At 70.9% G+C, this 17,178-nt stretch carries 15 protein-coding genes; 9 read left to right on the plus strand and 6 right to left on the minus strand.

Annotated elements, in window-relative coordinates; translation table 11 throughout:
• Positions 1 to 50: 50 nt before the first annotated feature.
• Complete coding sequence (locus tag ACIBN2_RS01515; RefSeq protein ID WP_399132862.1) at positions 51 to 1,553, minus strand: acyl-CoA carboxylase subunit beta; 1,503 nt, start codon at positions 1,551 to 1,553, stop codon at positions 51 to 53.
• Between the two features lie 244 nt (positions 1,554 to 1,797).
• Entirely contained in the window at positions 1,798 to 2,325 is a 528-nt protein-coding gene (locus ACIBN2_RS01520; protein WP_399132051.1) for a CGNR zinc finger domain-containing protein, read from the minus strand.
• Between the two features lie 26 nt (positions 2,326 to 2,351).
• Between ACIBN2_RS01520 and ACIBN2_RS01525 the strand changes: the two genes are divergently transcribed.
• The 5 genes from ACIBN2_RS01525 to ACIBN2_RS01545 all read left to right on the plus strand — a co-directional run bounded on the left by ACIBN2_RS01525 (position 2,352) and on the right by ACIBN2_RS01545 (position 7,356).
• On the plus strand, positions 2,352 to 2,972 hold the full coding sequence (locus tag ACIBN2_RS01525; RefSeq protein ID WP_399132052.1) for a GNAT family N-acetyltransferase: 621 nt from the start codon (positions 2,352 to 2,354) through the stop codon (positions 2,970 to 2,972).
• Between the two features lie 516 nt (positions 2,973 to 3,488).
• A complete protein-coding gene (locus tag ACIBN2_RS01530) occupies positions 3,489 to 4,799 on the plus strand; it encodes a hypothetical protein (RefSeq protein WP_399132053.1) in 1,311 nt (436 codons plus the stop codon).
• A 272-nt stretch (positions 4,800 to 5,071) separates the two neighbouring features.
• The gene (locus tag ACIBN2_RS01535; protein WP_399132054.1) at positions 5,072 to 5,311 is read left to right on the plus strand and encodes a hypothetical protein; all 240 of its coding nucleotides are present in this window, start codon (positions 5,072 to 5,074) and stop codon (positions 5,309 to 5,311) included.
• A complete protein-coding gene (locus ACIBN2_RS01540) occupies positions 5,301 to 5,741 on the plus strand; it encodes an acyl-CoA thioesterase (protein WP_399132055.1) in 441 nt (146 codons plus the stop codon). The genes ACIBN2_RS01535 and ACIBN2_RS01540 overlap by 11 nt, the downstream gene beginning before the upstream one ends.
• A gap of 184 nt (positions 5,742 to 5,925) precedes the next feature.
• A complete protein-coding gene (locus ACIBN2_RS01545) occupies positions 5,926 to 7,356 on the plus strand; it encodes a DEAD/DEAH box helicase (RefSeq protein ID WP_399132057.1) in 1,431 nt (476 codons plus the stop codon).
• Between the two features lie 360 nt (positions 7,357 to 7,716).
• Here ACIBN2_RS01545 and ACIBN2_RS01550 read toward each other — a convergent pair whose 3' ends face one another.
• From ACIBN2_RS01550 to ACIBN2_RS01560, 3 genes are all read right to left on the minus strand, one after another.
• Positions 7,717 to 8,595 carry an ABC transporter substrate-binding protein gene (locus ACIBN2_RS01550; protein ID WP_399132058.1) on the minus strand — a complete coding sequence of 293 codons (879 nt, stop codon included), beginning with the start codon at positions 8,593 to 8,595 and terminating at the stop codon, positions 7,717 to 7,719.
• A 152-nt stretch (positions 8,596 to 8,747) separates the two neighbouring features.
• Positions 8,748 to 9,503: an SDR family NAD(P)-dependent oxidoreductase gene (locus ACIBN2_RS01555; protein WP_399132060.1), complete on the minus strand. Its 756-nt coding sequence runs from the start codon at positions 9,501 to 9,503 to the stop codon at positions 8,748 to 8,750.
• On the minus strand, positions 9,500 to 10,183 hold the full coding sequence (locus ACIBN2_RS01560; protein WP_399132061.1) for a TetR/AcrR family transcriptional regulator: 684 nt from the start codon (positions 10,181 to 10,183) through the stop codon (positions 9,500 to 9,502). The genes ACIBN2_RS01555 and ACIBN2_RS01560 overlap by 4 nt, the downstream gene beginning before the upstream one ends.
• A 390-nt stretch (positions 10,184 to 10,573) precedes the next feature.
• On the opposite strand from ACIBN2_RS01560, the gene ACIBN2_RS01565 reads away from it, so the two are divergent.
• From ACIBN2_RS01565 to ACIBN2_RS01580, 4 genes are all read left to right on the plus strand, one after another.
• Positions 10,574 to 11,707 (plus strand): maleylacetate reductase, encoded by a 1,134-nt coding sequence (locus tag ACIBN2_RS01565; protein ID WP_399132062.1) that lies wholly within the window; start codon positions 10,574 to 10,576, stop codon positions 11,705 to 11,707.
• Positions 11,700 to 12,569 (plus strand): dioxygenase, encoded by an 870-nt coding sequence (locus tag ACIBN2_RS01570; protein ID WP_399132063.1) that lies wholly within the window; start codon positions 11,700 to 11,702, stop codon positions 12,567 to 12,569. Before ACIBN2_RS01565 ends, ACIBN2_RS01570 begins: the two co-directional genes overlap by 8 nt.
• A gap of 97 nt (positions 12,570 to 12,666) precedes the next feature.
• Entirely contained in the window at positions 12,667 to 13,191 is a 525-nt protein-coding gene (locus ACIBN2_RS01575) for a flavin reductase family protein (protein ID WP_399132064.1), read from the plus strand.
• A 95-nt stretch (positions 13,192 to 13,286) separates the two neighbouring features.
• Positions 13,287 to 15,527, plus strand: a complete 2,241-nt coding sequence (locus tag ACIBN2_RS01580) for a LuxR C-terminal-related transcriptional regulator (protein WP_399132065.1) — start codon at positions 13,287 to 13,289, stop codon at positions 15,525 to 15,527.
• 22 nt (positions 15,528 to 15,549) lie between these two features.
• Here ACIBN2_RS01580 and ACIBN2_RS01585 read toward each other — a convergent pair whose 3' ends face one another.
• The gene (locus tag ACIBN2_RS01585; protein ID WP_399132066.1) at positions 15,550 to 17,079 is read right to left on the minus strand and encodes a 4-hydroxyphenylacetate 3-hydroxylase family protein; all 1,530 of its coding nucleotides are present in this window, start codon (positions 17,077 to 17,079) and stop codon (positions 15,550 to 15,552) included.
• Positions 17,080 to 17,178: the final 99 nt, after the last annotated feature.

Here is a 17,178-nt window from a genome sequence, read left to right on the forward strand (position 1 = left end):
GTGGATCAGAGACGACTGGGGGCGTGGATCAGAGATGACGGGGATGTGGATCAGAGCGGGATGTTGCCGTGCCGGCGCTCCGGCATCGGTGCACGCTTGCCGCGCAGGGCGCGCAGCGCGCGGCAGATGTGGGCGCGGGTGTCCCGCGGGGCGATGACGGCGTCGACGTACCCGCGTTCCGCGGCGGGATACGGCGTCCCGTGAGTGCTCTCGTACGCGGCGACGAGACGCGCGCGCAACGCGTCGGGGTCGGCGGCGGCGGCGAGTTCGCGCCGGTGCAGCACACCCACGGCGCCCTCCGCTCCCATGACGGCGATACGGGCGGTGGGCCAGGCGAGGTTGACGTCCGCGCCCAGATGCTTGGAGCCCATCACCGCGTACCCGCCGCCGTAGGCCTTGCGCACGACCACGGTGACCTTCGGGACGGTCGCCTCGGCGTATGCGTAGAGCAGTTTGGCGCCGCGGCGGATGATGCCGGCCCGCTCCTGGCGGACGCCGGAGAGATAGCCGGGGACGTCGGCGAAGGTCAGCAGCGGTATGCCGAACGCGTCGCAGAACCGCACGAACCGCGCCGCCTTCTCGGAGGCGTCGATGTCCAGGACGCCCGCCGCATGCAGCGGCTGGTTGGCGACCACCCCGACGCTGGCCCCCTCTACACGGGCCAGCGCGCAGATGATGTTCGGCGCGAACAGCTCCTGCACGTACAGGAGTTCACCGTCGTCCACGACCGCCTCCAGGACGGCCCGCATGTCGTAGGCGTGCCCGGACCGGTCGGGGACGATCCGGTCCAGCGGCTCCCCGTCGGCGCCGTGTCCGGGTGCGTACTGCGGCGGCCGCTCAAGGTTGTTGGCCGGCAGATACGACAGCAGGTCGCGTACGGAGTCGAGGGCCTCCTCCTCGTCGGCCGCGAGGAAGTGGGCGTTGCCGTTGACGGTGTTGCTGGTGCGGGCGCCGCCCAGGTCCTCGGCGGTGGTGCGCTCCCCGGTGACCGCCTCGATGACGTCGGGGCCGGTGACGAACATGTGCGAGGCGCCGTCCACCATCACCGTGAAGTCGGTGATGGCCGGAGAGTAGGCGGCGCCGCCCGCGCACGGCCCGAGGATGACGGAGATCTGCGGGATCACCCCGGACGCCCGCACGTTGCGGCGTACCAGTTCCGCGTACAGGGCGAGCGATACGACGCCCTCCTGGATGCGGGCGCCGCCGGAGTCGTTGAGCCCGACGACCGGGCAGCCCGTCTTCAGCGCCAGGTCCATCAGGGCCACGGTCTTCTCGCCGAAGGCCTCGCCCATGCTGCCGCCGAAGACGGTGGAGTCCTGTGCGAACACGCAGATCGGCCGCCCGTCGACGGTGCCGTACCCGGTCACGACCCCGTCGCCGTACGGGCGTTGGGAGCCATCCGCCGTGGGCCGGGCCCGTACGAACAACCCGGTCTCGCAGAAGGAGCCCTCGTCGAGCAGCCGCCCGATCCGCTCGCGCGCACCGAGGGCGCCGCGGCGTCTCGGCACTCCCTGGACCATCGCCTGGGCATGGCGGCGTACCAGGTCGGCCATGCGTTCGTCGGTGCCGTCGCCGTCCGGCGCGGTCGTTCCCACGGTCGCCGTCGGCGCCACTGTCGCCGTGTTCCGGGATGTCGTCGCCTCACGCGTCACAGCCACCTCCGAAGTTGCTTTCGAATATGGCAGCGAGGCGGGCGCGCAATTGGTTGATTGCTGCTCTGTTTGCGGGAGTTGAGTCCCGCGGAACGGCGGTTGCTCCGGAGGTGACAAGGGCCGGCGCGTGCCGGGCGGTCTGCGGTCAGGAAGCGGCGGTACGGGCGGCGCGGTGGCGGCGGACCGCGTCACGGTTGGCGCAGCGCTGGGAGCAGTAGCGCCGGCGGCCGGTGCGGGAGGTGTCGGCGAAGATCGCGGTGCACTCGGTGACGGCGCAGCGCCGCAGACGCTGCATGCCGCGCCCCGTCAGGTGCAGGGCGGTGCCCACGGAGATCAGGGACAGCAGCAGCTTGCCGAGCGGCTGACGGTCGTCCCGGTAGTGCACGTGCCAGCCGCTTCCCGCGTGGTTGGTCATCCGCGGGTAGGCGGCGGCCGACGCCAGCATCGCGTTGAGCAGCCCGGCCCGCTCGTGCTCGTCGCTCGCGTCGACGACCTTCTCCCACGCGTCCAGCGCCTCCACGGTGTCGGCGAGGTCCGCCGGAGTGACCGGGCGGTCCAGGACCAGCCCGGCGGACCGGCAGCGGTCTGCGAGGTCCTCGGCATCGGCGGGGCGCCGGTTGGCCAGGTCGGCGGCCAGGTTCACGGCATCCTCGCCGTAAGGGTTGAGATGCATAAGACCATTACAGCAGCCTGGTGTACATGCCACAACGCACCGCAATCACCCCGGCCGTCCGGCAGGCGACGGAGTACGACCTCGTGGAGCTCCTGCGCCTGCGGACCCTGCTCTTCGACGATCTCGGCGGCGAGTTCTTCAACCCCGCCACGGACGACGGTAGTTGGCTGGACGCGCTGGCCGTGGTGCTGAAAGAACAGCTGACGGCGGAGGATGTGCGCATCCTGGTCGTGGACGGCGACGGCGACGGCGACGGCGACCGTGACCGTGACCGTGACCGTGACAGGTACGGCGACGGCGACGGTGGCCTCGCGGCCTGCGGCATCGGCACGATCGAGCAGCGGCTGCCGGGGCCGCACCTCCGCAACGGCCGCATCGGCCACGTGATCGGCGTCATCACCGACCCGGCCCACCGGCGCCGCGGCCACAGCCGGGCGATCATGCGGGGCCTGCTCGACTGGTTCCGCGAACGCGAGGTCGCCCGCGTGGACCTCTACGCCTCTGCCGAGGGCGAGCCCCTCTACCGCGACCTGGGCTTCACGGACCTTCCGGATCCCGCGCTGTACTGGCGCCCGTGCTCTGAATCGCCTCGCCCTTCAGCCGACTACGCCGCCGGTGTATTTCTCCAAGACACAGACGCGTTGTAGTTGACTGCGCTCAATTGCCTGTTCCGGGCCCAGGATTTTGCCATGGGCCGGGCCAACTGGCCTCCCGCGCTACCCCATCCGGTGGCTTATGGCGGCCGAAGCGTTATTCCTCCTTGCGATTTCCTGATTATTCCACTGTCCGGCTCTTGGTACTGACCAGCTGTCACCAAGCTCTGAACCAAGTCGAGGAGAGTGGAATCAATGACGACATCGCCGAGATGGCGATCCGTTCTGGCGTCAGCCACCATGGTCGCCGCGCTCGCCACCACCCCACTAACAACCCCGCTGTTCGCCTACGCCCAGGACGACAACGCCCCGGCGACCCCGCACCCGGAGCAATCGTCCGGTACGGGGCCTCAATCCCAACCGGCGGAGGCGGTACCCCAGGCACACCCGGCACCGCCGGCGCACGAAACGAAGCCGGAGAAGCCGGGCCATGACTCCAAGCCCGAAAAGCCTGGGCATGAGTCGAAGCCTGACAAGCCCGGCCACGAGGGCATGCCTGGGCATGAGGGCATGCCTGGGCATGAGGGCAAGCCCGGGCATGAGGGCAAGCCGGAGAAGCCGGGTCACTGGACCAAGCCGGAGAAGCCGGAGTATCCGTCGCACCCGGCCAAGCCGGAACACCCGTCGAAGCCGGAGTACCCCGCTCACCCGGTGAAGCCCGAATACCCGGCGCATCCCGTCAAGCCGGAATACCCGGCCCATCCGGTGAAGCCGGAGTACCCGGCGTATCCGGTCAAGCCCGAGTACCCGGCCCATCCGGTGAAGCCCGAGTATCCGTCGAAGCCGGTCTATCCGGTCTACCCGGTCAAGCCTGCGTATCCGACGAAGCCTGAGATGCCCGCGTATCCGGTGAAGCCGGCGATGCCTGCCTACCCGGTCAAGCCTGCGTATCCGACGAAGCCTGAGATGCCCGCCTACCCGGCCAAGCCGGTGTACCCGGAGAAGCCGGCGATGCCTGCGTATCCGACGAAGCCCGCCTACCCGGAGAAGCCGGCGATGCCTGCTTACCCGACGAAGCCCGCGATGCCTTCGTACCCGGAGAAGCCTGCGTATCCGACGAAGCCGGCCATGCCGACGTACCCGGAGAAGCCTGCGTATCCGACGAAGCCCGCGATGCCGGCCTACCCGGAGAAGCCCGCGTACCCGACGAGGCCGGCCATGCCTGCCTATCCGGAGAAGCCCGCCTACCCCGCCAAACCGGCCTATCCGTCGCAGCCGGAGCGGCCTGCCTACCCCGCGAAGCCGGAGATGCCCGCGTATCCGTCCAAGCCGGAGAAGCCTGCTTACCCGGAGATGCCCGCGTATCCGTCCAAGCCGGAGAAGCCTGCTTACCCGGAGAAGCCCGCGTACCCGGAGAAGCCCGTTCAGCCCGAGCGGCCCGCGTACCCGGAGAAGCCCGCGTACCCGGAGAAGCCCGCGTACCCGGAGAAGCCCGCGTACCCGGAGAAGCCCGTTCAGCCCGAGCGGCCCGCCTACCCGGAGAAGCCCGCGCAGCCGGAGCGGCCCGCGTACCCGGCCAAGCCGGAGCAGCCTGCCTACCCGGAGCACCCGGCCAAGCCCGACTACCCCGAGCACCCGGCCAAGCCCGACTACCCCGATCACCCCGCGAAGCCGGAGCAGCCCGTCTACCCGGAAAAGCCCGCGCAGCCGGAGCACCCGGCCAGGCCGGACTACCCCTCGCAGCCCATGGCGCCCGACCACCCGGCGATGCCCATGAGGCCCGACCACCCCGCGATGCCCATGAGGCCCGACCACCCGTCGACGCCCGACATCCCGTCAAAGCCGGACTACCCGTCAGGCCCGAACAAGTCCTCGTGGTGACACCGCGCCTCCTACCGCAGGAGATCGCAGTGAGATAACCGCCTCGCCGCACCCGTCGGCACCGGAGACACCGACAAGGCGGCGCGGGGGTGATCACGCGAAGGGCGCCTGACAGGCAGCTGCTCTGTCAGGCGCCCTCGCGTGTCTGCAGCCGTACGACGAGGAGTTCGCCGGGCGCACAGGATGAACAGCACCGCGGCAGGGCACCGGCGATGTTCCAGTCCCTCCGGCCACGGGAGTCGGAGTTGAAGAACCGGGTAATGCTGTTCTCGATGAACACGTACTCCGCCGTGGACGGCGCACCCGGCGACTTCCCCGCGCCCGGTCGCACCGGCGTGCGGAACGACGAGCGGCGCGACTCCTCGCGGCAGTCCGCCGCCGGGCGGCGCGCGCTGCCGACCTCGCCCACCGACGCCGTACGACCACGGCTGTCGCCGCTCCGCCCCGTCCCCGCCGAACAACCCGCCAACCCGCACCGGATTCCGAACCGCGAGCCCGCCCATGCCCGCTGAACTCGCCCGCATCGTGCACCGATCCCGCGTGGAGTGGTCGGACACCGACGCCTCCGGCCATTACCACAACGCGGCGATCGGGCGGTTCGTGGAGGCGGCCGAAGCGGCCCTGGTCCGCGATCGCGGGATCGTCGGCTACTTCGGTGCCGCGCCGCGCGTGCGCTACGAGGCCGACTTCGCGTCTCCGCTGTGGTTCGGGCAGGAGGTGACGACCGTCCTGGCCGTGGAGCGCATCGGCACGACGTCGATGACGTTCGGGTTCGAGGTGTGGGGCGAGGAGCACGAGGGCCGGCCGCGCGGTCTCGCGGCCGCCGGCCACTACACGGTCGTACACGTGCCACCGCGGGACGAGCGGGACGAACGGGCCGGCGAGCCGTGGCCGGCCGAGTGGGTCAAGGCCCTGACCGGGTCTACGGACTCGGGCGGATGACCGTAAGGAAGTGAGATCGCTCATCCCGACGCTGAGGGCGCGGCCACGGGGGACCTGGCCACTTCGCCCCCGTGCTAGCGTTGAACGTTTGCGTCGCTGTGTCGGTGCCCCTTCGGGTTCCTGGCCGGTGGCCGCGTCCTCGCCGCGCCTTCCTCGGTACGGTCCCCTCGGAGGAAGGCTTTCCGTGAGCGAATCAGCAGGTGCCGATGCCCGGCAGCAGGATGTGTCCGAGGCGTCGGGCGCCACTTCGACGCCGCCCCCGGTGGCGTCCTTCGCGCAGCTGGGGCTGCCGGCCGAGGTTCTGCGGGTGCTCGACGAGCACGGTGTGACCGTGCCCTTCCCCGTCCAGGCGGCGGCGCTGCCGAACGCGCTCGCGGGCCGGGACGTCCTGGGCCGGGGCCGCACCGGATCCGGCAAGACGCTCGCCTTCGGCCTGGGGATGCTCGCCCGGACGGCCGGGCGGCGCACACAGCCCAAGGAGCCGCTGGCCCTTGTTCTGGTGCCCACGAGGGAGCTGGCTCAGCAGGTAGGTGAGGCGCTCACCCCGTACGCCGAGGCACTGCGGCTGCGGCTCGCGACCGTGGTGGGCGGAGTGTCGATCGGTCGGCAGGCCGCCGCGCTGCGGGACGGCGCCGAGATCGTCGTCGCCACGCCCGGCCGGCTGCACGACCTCATCGGGCGCAAGGGCTGCCGGCTGGGACGGGTGCGCATCACGGTCCTGGACGAGGCCGACCAGATGTGTGACATGGGCTTCCTGCCGCAGGTCACCGAGATCCTGGACCAGGTGCGTCCCGACGGGCAGCGCATGCTGTTCTCCGCCACCCTCGACCGCGACGTCGACCAGCTGGTGCAGAGCTACCTGCGCGACCCCGCCGTGCACTCCGTGGACCCCTCGTCCAGCGCGGTCTCCGCGATCGAGCACCATGTCTTCGTCGTGCACGGCCCGGACCGGTACGCCGTGACCACGGAGATCGCCGCCCGGGACGGCCGCGTCCTGCTGTTCCTGGACACCAAGCACGGCGTCGACCTGCTCACGCGGCATCTGCGGGCCAACGGCGTGGCCGCAGCCGCCCTGCACAGCGGGAAGGCCCAGCCGCAGCGCACCCGGACCCTGGCCCAGTTCAAGAACGGGCAGGTCACCGCGCTCGTAGCGACGAACGTCGCCGCACGCGGCCTGCACATCGACGACCTCGACCTCGTGGTCAACGTCGACCCGGCCACCGACCCGAAGGACTATCTGCACCGCGCGGGCCGCACGGCCCGGGCGGGACGCTCCGGCACCGTCGTGACACTCGTCCTGTCGGGACAGCGCCGCGAGACGAGCCAGGTCATGGCGGACGCCGACGTCGCCCCCAAGGTCACCACGGTGCGGTCCGGCGAGGCGGAGCTGAGCCGGATCACCGGCGCCAAGGCACCCTCCGGAACGCCGCTCGACGGAGGACCGGCCGCACCGCGCCCCAAGAACCACAACGCGCCGTTCCGCGGTCTGGGCAGCACCAAGGACGTGAAGGCCGGATCCGGAGGCGGTTCCGGCGGCAGGTCGTCGCGCAAGACCAGCGAGGCCCGCAAGCTCGCGGAGGCCCGCAAGGCGGCCCGGGTGCGGCGCGGCGGCTGAGCCCGGCTTCCCGGACTGCCGCGCGGTACGTTCGCCTACGCTGCTGGACGGATACGCGGACCGGAGATCGGCCGGGTGCATCCGACGGCGTCAGCAGCGCGTGGCGTCGGCGCTCCGGGTCGTGCCTCCCGCCGGTCCCGGCCGCCGGTCGTGCCTCCCGCCGGTCCCGGCCGCCGGTCGTGCCTCCCGCCGGTCCCGGCCGAGTCGACGAATCTCTCCGGCCCGCTCCGGCACGACCCTCGCGCAGGCCCCGCGTGATCACCCTGCTGATGGTCGCCGCGGCCGTACGCGTGCTCGTGCGCAGCCTTCTCGCCCCCACACGGCACGGGGACGACAAGCACGGCAACCAGGACCCCGCCTCTAGGACATGGTGGCCGCCGTGCGGTAGAACTCGGCCGCGGTGACGGTGACGGGGACGCCGAGTTCGGCGGCGACCGCTGCGATCGCCCTGTCGCCGACGGCCGGATCGGCTTGGCCGTCGATGGTGAAATGCGGTGCGATGAACGTCTCGTAGTGAGCTCGGGCCTCGTCCGCGGTGTGCCCGCCGAGGAACGTCTGGATGTGCCGCACCGTGGTGTCGGGATCGTTGCGGATCACCTGCAGGGCGCGCCGGTGCGCCCGGAGGACGGCCTGGACCGCCGGGCCGTCCGGGTCGGTGTAGGTGGGGTCGACGGCCAGGCCCACCGTGGGGATCTGGAAGTGGTCCCCCATCCACGCCAGCACCTCCCAGCCGTGCTCGGCGGCCACCGCCTCCGGCGCCATGGTGCTGCCGACCAGCGCGGCGTCGATCTCGCCGTCGCGCAGCCGGCGCAGGTCCATGCCGTAGTCGCCGGGCGGGCGGACGATCGTCTTGATGTCACGGTCCGGGTCGAGGCCCGCCCCGCGCAGCACGATCCGGGTGAAGCACCCCGGTGCGGTGTGAGGGGCGTGCACCGCCAGCCGCCGGTCGGCCAGGTCGGCCAGAGAGGTCAGGCCGGAGCGGGCGAGGAACCAGAACAGCGGCCGGTGGGTGTTGACGTTGAGCCCGACCCAGGGAGTGCCGTCGGTCAGCCGGGACAGCAGTGCCCGGCCGAGCCCGATGGTGGCGCAGCGGCGCAGCCGCTCCTCGTCCCAGGTGCAGCCGTCGCGCAGCGCGACGTGGACGCCCTCGTCGGCGTAGAAGCCCTGCTGGTCGGCGATGTAGGCGGCCAGTTCCTCGTGCAGGCCCCGCCCGACGTACGCAAGATCGATCGTGTGCATGAGTGCTTGTCCTTGATCGTGTCACCGTCGTGCGGCCGGGCCCGTTACGGGCGCCGTGGCATCCGGGCTCGGGTGACGGTGTACCGGATACGGTCCGGCCGTCGGCCGGACCGGGACCGAATGACCCCGGGTGACGGGGCGTCAGCGAGTCGTCAGTACATGGCCATTCCGCCGTTGACGGCGGCCGTGGTGCCCGTCATGAACGCGTTGTCCTCGCCGGCGTAGAAGGCGACCGCCTGGGCGACATCGGCCGGATACGCCAGGCGGCTCAGGGGGGTGGCCGCCACCTGCCGCTGCCTCGTTGCGTCGTCGAGCACGGCATCGGCGGTGCGGGACTCCACCGGGCCGGGTGCGACGACATTGACCGTGATGCCCTGCGGGCCCAGTTCCTGGGCGAGGTACCGGGCGAACTGCTCCAGTGCCGCCTTGGACGTACCCAGCGCGATCATGCCCTCCCGGGGCCGACGGCTGAGGCCGGTACCGAGATAGATGATGCGCCCCCAGCCCTGTTCGGTCATGGCGGGCAGGACGGCTTTGGTCACCGCGAAGGCCGCGCGCATCTCGGCGTCGAGCTTGCCGCCCAGTTCTTCCCACGTCATGTCCCGGAAGGACTTGACCGCGTACGGGATGAGCGCGTTGTGCACGAGCACGTCGATCCCGCCCCAAGCGGCCCCGACCCGCTCCACCATGCTCTCGACCGCCGCCGCCTCGCGCACGTCGGCCTGCACCGCCATGGCCTGGCCGCCGGCCGTCTCGATGTCGGCCACCACTTCCTCGGCCGCCTTGCCGCTGCGGAGGTAGTTCACCACCACGCGCATCCCACGCGCCGCCAGCAGGCGCGCTGTGGCCGCACCGATTCCGCTGCTGGCCCCAGTCACCAATGCCACCCTGCCGGTCGTTACGGTCATGGACCCACCTCCTTTTCATCGTCGGGGGCCGTCGGCATGACCGCCCCGGGTCGTTCGTCTTCGATCGCGGGGCCGCTGGAGCGGATCGCCCCGTACAGCACGGTGTCGACGGTCGCCCGCAGCAGATCCGCCGCGGTCCATTCGAGTTCGTACGGCAGCCGGGACGTGAACAGCCGCTCCAGGGCGCCGCGGGTGATCTCACCGAGCAGTTCGGGCGGTGCCGACAGCAGTCCCCGCCGGTGACCGTCCCGGAACAACTCGTCGATACGCCGGTAGATCAGCGCGTCCACTCGTTGTTCCACGTACTGGCGCAGCATCGCGTCACCGCCGCGTCCCGTGGCGAGCTGCGCCGCGCCGATCCGTCCGAGCTCGGTGCCCGCCGCGATCAGGAACCGCTGGACCCGTACATCGAACGGCTGCCCTTCCGCGCCCTCGGCCGAAGCCTCCAGAGTCCGCTCCACCGCCGCGAACTGCCGGTCGAGCACCGCGGCCAGCAGGCTGCGCCTGTCCGGGAAGTGGCGGTAGATCGTCTTCTTGCTCATCCCGAGCTCACGAGCGAGATCGTCCATGCTCACCCGCGCGGAGTCCGGCGCGAAGAACAACCGCCCGGCTGCCTCCAGGATCGCCTCGGCGCCCTGCCTGTCGCGCTCGGAAACTTTCGAAACGGAATCAGTTTCCATGGTTTCCATCCTGGGTGCCTCCCTGTGCACTGTCAAGGCAACCGCCCGATCAAGCGCGATGCGGCCGGAATCCAACTGGGCGCCGTGGGAGAGGAGTTCGCGCAGCGCGTGCGCGGCGAGGTGTCACAGCGGCGGTCTGCACCGCTTCCGCGAGGCGGTGAACAAGGACTCGACCGGAAGCGCCCACGGTCCAACGCCCCGTCCTGCGCGGGTATCCCGCAGATGAGTGATATCGGAGGCGGCCCGCCGGCGGCCGGCAGGGCACAGGTCGCGTGAACTGGGTATTCCGGGCGCCGGACCGCGTTATCCCCCATGGATTCCGTTGACGCGTCTCGTCCCGGTGAGGCTTCCTTCCACCATCCAAGGAGCCGCAGAACCGAGGAAGTCATCATGAAGTCATTCGTGCACCGGGGACAGATCACCAAGGTGGTCTTCGGCAGCGGTACCCGCAGTCGTATTCCCGAAGAGGCCGATGCTCTCGGATGCCGCCGGGTGCTCGTCCTGTGCACGCCCGACCAGGCGGACCAGGCCGCGCAGACCGGCGAACAGCTCGGCGCGGCAGCCGCGGGAACCTTCGCGGAGGCGGCCCCGCACACCCCCGTCGAGGTCACCGAGAAGGCGGTCGCGTACGCCCGGTCCGTGGGCGCCGACGCGGTGCTCGCCATCGGCGGCGGCTCGACCATCGGCCTGGGCAAGGCGATCACCGCCCGGACCGGCCTTCCGCAGCTGGCACTGCCCACCACGTACGCGGGCTCCGAGATGACGCCGATCCTCGGAGAGACCGAAGGCCGCAGGAAGACGACCCGGCGGCTGCCGGAAGTGCTGCTCAAGACGGTCGTGTACGACGTCGACCTGACGCTCACCCTGCCGGCGGCGACATCGGTGGTCAGCGGCATCAACGCCATGGCGCACGCCGTCGAGGCGCTCTACGCACAGGACCGGGACCCGGTCGCCTTCCTGATGGCGGGTGAAGCACTCGACGCCCTCGCCCGGTCCCTTCCCCTCGTCGCGCGGCATCCGGACGACACGGAGGCACGGGCCGACGCGTTGTACGGGGCGTGGCTGGCCGGCACGTGTCTGGGCACCGTGGGCATGGCCCTGCATCACAAGGTGTGCCATGTGCTGGGCGGCACCTTCGGGCTTCCGCACGCCGAAACCCACGCCGTCGTCCTGCCGCACGTCATCGCCTACAACGCCCCGGCGGCCGGCGAGGCCATGGCGCGCCTCGCGCAGGCACTGCCGGGGGACGACCCCGCGACCGCCCTGTACGACCTCGCCGGGCGGCTCGGCGCGCCCAGGGCACTGCGGAACCTCGGCATGCCCGAAACGGGGATCGACCAGGCGGCCGAACTCGTCGTGCGGGACGGCTACTGGAATCCGCGGCCCGTGGACCGGAGCGCTGTCCGCACCTTCCTGGCCCGGGCCTGGGCCGGCGAGCCGCCGTCGCCGTCACCGGGCCGCCCGCACTCCCGGACCGGCTCCGTCACCGAACACCCACTCACCACAGGAGCACGCCATGCGTGATCTCACCAGCGACACCATCACCGGAGCCGTGATCTCGACCATGCGGGACACCAAGGACCCCCGGCTCGCGGAGATCCTGGAATCACTGGTGCGGCACCTCCACGCCTTCGTCCGCGAGGCCGAACTGACGGAGGAGGAGTGGGCCCGGGGAGTGGACTTTCTGACGCGCACCGGGCAGATGTGCACGCCGACGCGGCAGGAATTCATCCTGCTGTCCGACGTGCTGGGCGTCACGATGCTGGTCGACGCCCTGTGCAATCAGCGCCCCGCCGAAGCCACCCAGAACAGCGTCCTGGGCCCCTACTTCAGGCAGGACAGGCCGCAGCACAAGGACGGCGCCGACATCTCCGAAGGGCTGCCCGGCACCCCCCTGTTCTTCGAGGGGCGGGTCGTGAACGCGGAGGGAGCGCCGGTGGCCGGCGCCGCGGTGGACGTCTGGCACAGCGACGCGGACGGCCACTACGACATGGAGGTGCCCGGGCAGGTCGACCCGGCCATGCGCGCGCTGTTCCGGACCGACGAGACGGGACACTTCAGCTTCCGCTCCATCCGCCCGTCCAGTTACCCGATACCCGGTGACGGCCCGGTCGGCGAACTCATGAGCGCGACCGGCAGGTCACTCATGCGTCCCGCCCATGTGCACCTGCTGATCGAGGCCCCGGGATTCCAGCGCGTGACCACCATGCTGTTCCCCTCCGACGACGCCTACCTGGACGCGGATCCGGTGTTCGGGGTCAAGGAGTCGCTGCTGGAGGACTACGACACGTACGCGCCCGACGAGGGACCCTGCCGCGGGCTGACCGACGTGCCGTACACCCTGCTGCGCCGCACGTTCGTCCTCGAACCGCTTTTCGCGGCCTGAGCCCTGCTCGAACGACACGTCCGCCCACCGCGACCGCGAGACGTTCCCCTTCCCCGCGCGACAGACCGACACCCTTCCCGACTCTCAGGAGGTCCCGATGACTGAAATCCTCGACACGACGGTCGATTTCCGAGCCACGATGGGCCGGCTCGCCACGGGTGTCAGCGTGATCACCACACGCTCCGGAAGCACGCCCATCGGCATGACGGCGAGCGCCGTGTCCGCGCTGTCCCTGGACCCGGTTCAGCTGCTCGTATGCATCGGCAACCACCTGTACACGCGGACCGCGATCGCCGAGCACGGCCGCTTCGCGGTCAACGTGCTCGGCGAGGACGGCGAACCCCTGGCGCGGAACTTCGCGGTCTCCAAAGCGGACAAGTTCGCGAACGTCGAGACCATCGACGACCACGGCGTGCCGGTGTTGAGGGACGCCATCGCGGCCGTCGTGTGCGACGTCGCCGAGGCGCTTCCCGGTGGGGACCACACCATCTTCGTGGGGGACGTCCGCCATTGCTCACACCGGGCGGACAGCCGGCCGCTGCTCCACTTCGCCGGGGGCTTCGGCACGCTCAGGGCTGCGCTCACCGGCAACCTTCCGAAGGGAGCGCTGCGGGCCCGGTGACCGGCCCGTCACCGCCCCCGACGTCAGGTTCGAGCGAGGCGAGCCACGGTCGTCGGGGGCTCCGCCCGTCCCGACCCCACTCCACGGAAGGTGCCATGACCAGCTCCGTGCCGGCCTTCAAGCTCCGTCCTCCGGCCCAGCCCCCGCATCTTCTGTCCCGTCCGCGTCTGCTGCGCCGGCTGGACATGGTGACCGAGCCCGTGGTGGTCGTCTCCGCGCCGGCCGGTGCCGGGAAGACAGTGCTGCTGACCGAGTGGTCGCGGCGCCCGGCGCTTCGCGGCCAGTGCGTCTGGCTCAGCCTGGACGCCCACGACAACACTCCGGACCGGCTGTGGGCGGGCGTCCTGGGTGCCCTGCGACACGCACGGCCCGATCTGCCCGCTCACCTCGAGGGCGGTGAGTGGAGGGTCGACGCATGGCTCGAGGAGCTCCTGCCGAATCTGGTGACCGCACTGGGCGCGGCGGGACCGCTCACGCTGATCCTCGACGGACTGGAATCCATCACGGACGCCGACGCGATGCGTACCCTCGAGGACTTTCTGATCAGACTTCCCCAGGGCTTCCGCATCGTTCTGTCGACGCGGCACATCCCCGGAAGCCCCCTTCCGACGCTGCGTGCCCGGGGCCTGACGGCCGAACTCGACCAGCGCGACCTGGCCTTCACCCCGGAGGAGGCCCGGGCGGTGCTCACCGCTCTGCTCGGGTCCGCCCCGGCCCCAGAGATCTCGGGCGCCCTGTACGAGGCCACCGAGGGCTGGGCGGCGGGGCTGTGCCTCGTGGGGCGCACGCTGGCCCGCTCGGCGAACGAGGCCGACACCGCGGGGTGCATGGCCCGCGGCAGGCAAGCGGTCACCGAGTACCTGGCCACCGAGGTCCTCCATCGGCTCACCACCGAACAGCGCCGGTTCCTGCTGCGTACCAGCGTGCTCGACGAACTGAGCGTCGGGCCGTGCCGGGCCCTCGCCGGGGCCCGGGCGGGCGTCCTGCTGCGCGAGCTCGCACGGACCGTGCAGCTGCTCGTGCCCGTCGCCGTCGAGCCGTCGGCGTACCGGCATCACCGGGCACTGTCGTTGCTGCTGTCCGACGTGCTCGAGGCCGAAGCGTCGCGCACCGTCGAGTCCCTGCACCGGTCCGCGGCCCAGTGGTACTCCCGGCAGGGGCACACGACTGCGGCCGTACGGCACTGGATGCTGGGCGGCGACGAGTCCGCGGCCGTCGCGTCCGTCCTCGACGGCTGGGAGGAGGCGATCTCGGCGGGCCACGGTGCGCAGGTCTCGCACTGGCTGGACCTCTTGCCGTCCCGCACGGTCGCCGCCGACGCGAGATTGTGCGTCGTGGCGGCGATGGCGGCTCTCTCAGAGGGCGCCCCGGAAGCGGCCCGGCGCTGGCTGGACGTGGCCCGGCTGAGGCAGACGGGGCGGCAGACGGTCGGCGAAGGCGGCACGGTGTCCGATGCGGCGGCCGTCGCCCAGGCCGTGGCCTGCTGTCTGAAGGGCGAGGTCCTGACTGCCGACCGTCTCGGCGAGTCCGCCGTCGCCGGCACCCTTCCGCTGACTTCCTGGCGGGCGCTGGCCGGCACGGCCCGCGGTGCCGCTCTGCTGTGGACGTGCAGGTACGAGGAGGCGGAGGCGCTGCTCGGCGAGGCGACCCGTGACGCGCATGCCGCCGGGCACGGCCTGGCGCTCGTCCGCGCGCTGGGTCTGCGGAGCGTGTGCGCGCTGCTGGCCGGACGGCACGAACTGGCGCGCATCCTGAGCGACGAGGCCCTCGAAGAGGTCGCGACGCTCGGCCTGGACCGGCACTTCGTCTCTGTTCCCGCCTACCTCGGCCGGGCCGGGCTCCTCCTGGAAGAAGGACTCGTCGAGGAGGCGGAGCGAGTACTGGCCGACGCGGAAGCGGCGCTCGCGGGCTCGCCCCGGACGGAAGGCGAACCCCACATGCGTGCGTTGTGGCACTTCACGCGGTCACGGCTGGAGAGCGCACGGTCCGACACCGACGCGGCACGCACATTCCGGGAGGCCGCCGAACGGGCGGCGGCCCGGTGCGAGTCGCCCGGAATACTGACGGACCTGCTCGGCCGGGCCTGCGAGGACGCTGTGGTGGCCGGCGAGGACACCGTCGTGCCCCCCGCCGTCCCCCGCCCCCAGGACCTGTCGCTGGGGGAGCGCCGGGTGCTGCGTGCGCTCTGCGGCTCGCTGACACTGCGTGAGATCGCCTCCGAGCTCTACGTGTCCCACAACACCGTCAAGACACAGGTACGCGCGATCTTCCGCAAGCTCGACGCGCACGACAGAGGCGAGGCGGTTGCCAGGGCCCGGCAGTGCGGGGTGCTGTGACCCGGGCCCCGGCGTCCTGCTCCTAGGCGCCCTGGCGTGAGGCGTCCTGGCGTCGGGCGTAGTTCGCCTGAGCCGTGTACGCGGTCTCCCCGGCGTCGTTGCGCACGCTTTCGAGGCCGCAGACCTGGCGCGCGAGGTCGGCCATGGCGCCGTTCGGCGACATCTCGGCGCGCTTCATGGTGAGGGTGCGGATGGCCAGCAGGGGTGTGCCGTTGAAGTTCTCGAAGGTGCTGATGCGGTCGCCCCAGTCGGACAGGAACATGTCGCGGATGACTCGGCTGATCTTCAGCCGGTCGTGCGGCCTTCCGACCGGTCCGGTCTGCAACGCCTCCAGCCACGGCTGCAGTTCGGGCCGCTGCCACTGGCCCTCGGTGGGGAAGATGAGCGCGGCACGACCGGACAGGTCGATGAGCTCGTGGGCCATCTCGGAGATGTGCTCGAGGTAGTACGCCCGACCGAAGTCGAACATCAGGACGTTCGGCTTGTAGATGCCGCCGGGAGTGAAGAACCCTTCGTCCTCCGAAGCGATCAGGTGCGCCTTGAGTGTCTGGTGGAAACCGGCGAACCGGGCGATCCGGGCCTGGACCGGCGGCAACTGGTAGGTGCCGATGTGCTCGGTGATCAGCAGGGCCAGACCGAGCATCAACTCGGCCTTCACCATCGCACGCATCGCCGAGTGGTAGTGCAGCCAGTCGAAGACGCGCTGCGGGTACAGCGACGCGTGCTCGGGGTTGCCGATGTGGAAGACGCGGTTCCAGGGGATGAACACGTCCTCGAAGACGATGATGCTGTCCAGTTCGTCACCCTGCGCGGCGAGCGGGTGCTCCACCTCCTCGCCGTCCCGGACGTTGCTCTCCCGGCAGAGGACGGTGACTCCGGGGGTGCTCGGCTTCACCGCGCCGTAGATGATCTGTTCCGAAACGATTCCGGGGCGGTAGAAGACGCCGATGTGGATCCAGTCCCCGAAGGCCGCCCCGGTGCTGATCGCCTTCACACCCCGCACGGTGATGCCCTCGTCGGAGGTGCCGACCACCTGAAGGGCGGGGGACTCGGCCTGTGCGGAATCGCGCGAGCGGTTCGCCTGCGGGTCGACGAAGGCCGGCGTCGCGTTGAGGTCACCGTCCCGCACCACGTTCCAGAAGTCGAGGATCCCCTCGGTGAGGTCCCTCCCGGCGGTCCCGACGGACTGGCTGCTCCAGGGCTCCGGGTCGTCGACGTAGGTCAGCAGGACGTAGTTGTTGACGTCCGGGGTGCGCGGGATCGCCCCGCCGCCGAGCTCCCGCTGCACCGTCTCCAGGTAGCGCCGCTTGCGCAGCAGGTCCTCCTTGGAACGGTGCTGGAACCATGTCATGGACCGCCGGACGCCCTCCTCGTCCACGAACGTCATGACGTCCTGGAGGTCAGGGCGGTGGTGAAGGTCGTAGAAGTCCGCGATGCTCCGGGCGTACGCCCTGGTCTTGGGGTGCGTGGCCACGTTGTCCACGAGGTCGTCCCCCACCCACACCTTGCGGCCGTCGTCCAGCGCCGCCAGGTACTCCTTGCCTGTACGCATGTCGTGCTCCTCTCCGCCGGAAAGCGATCCGGACGGCACGGAGCATGCGTCGCGACAGGGTGAGCCGACGGCGCCGAAGGGGCTTTCACCCGGGTGAAA

This window comes from Streptomyces sp. NPDC050534 (assembly GCF_044457745.1).
Classification (GTDB): domain Bacteria; phylum Actinomycetota; class Actinomycetes; order Streptomycetales; family Streptomycetaceae; genus Streptomyces.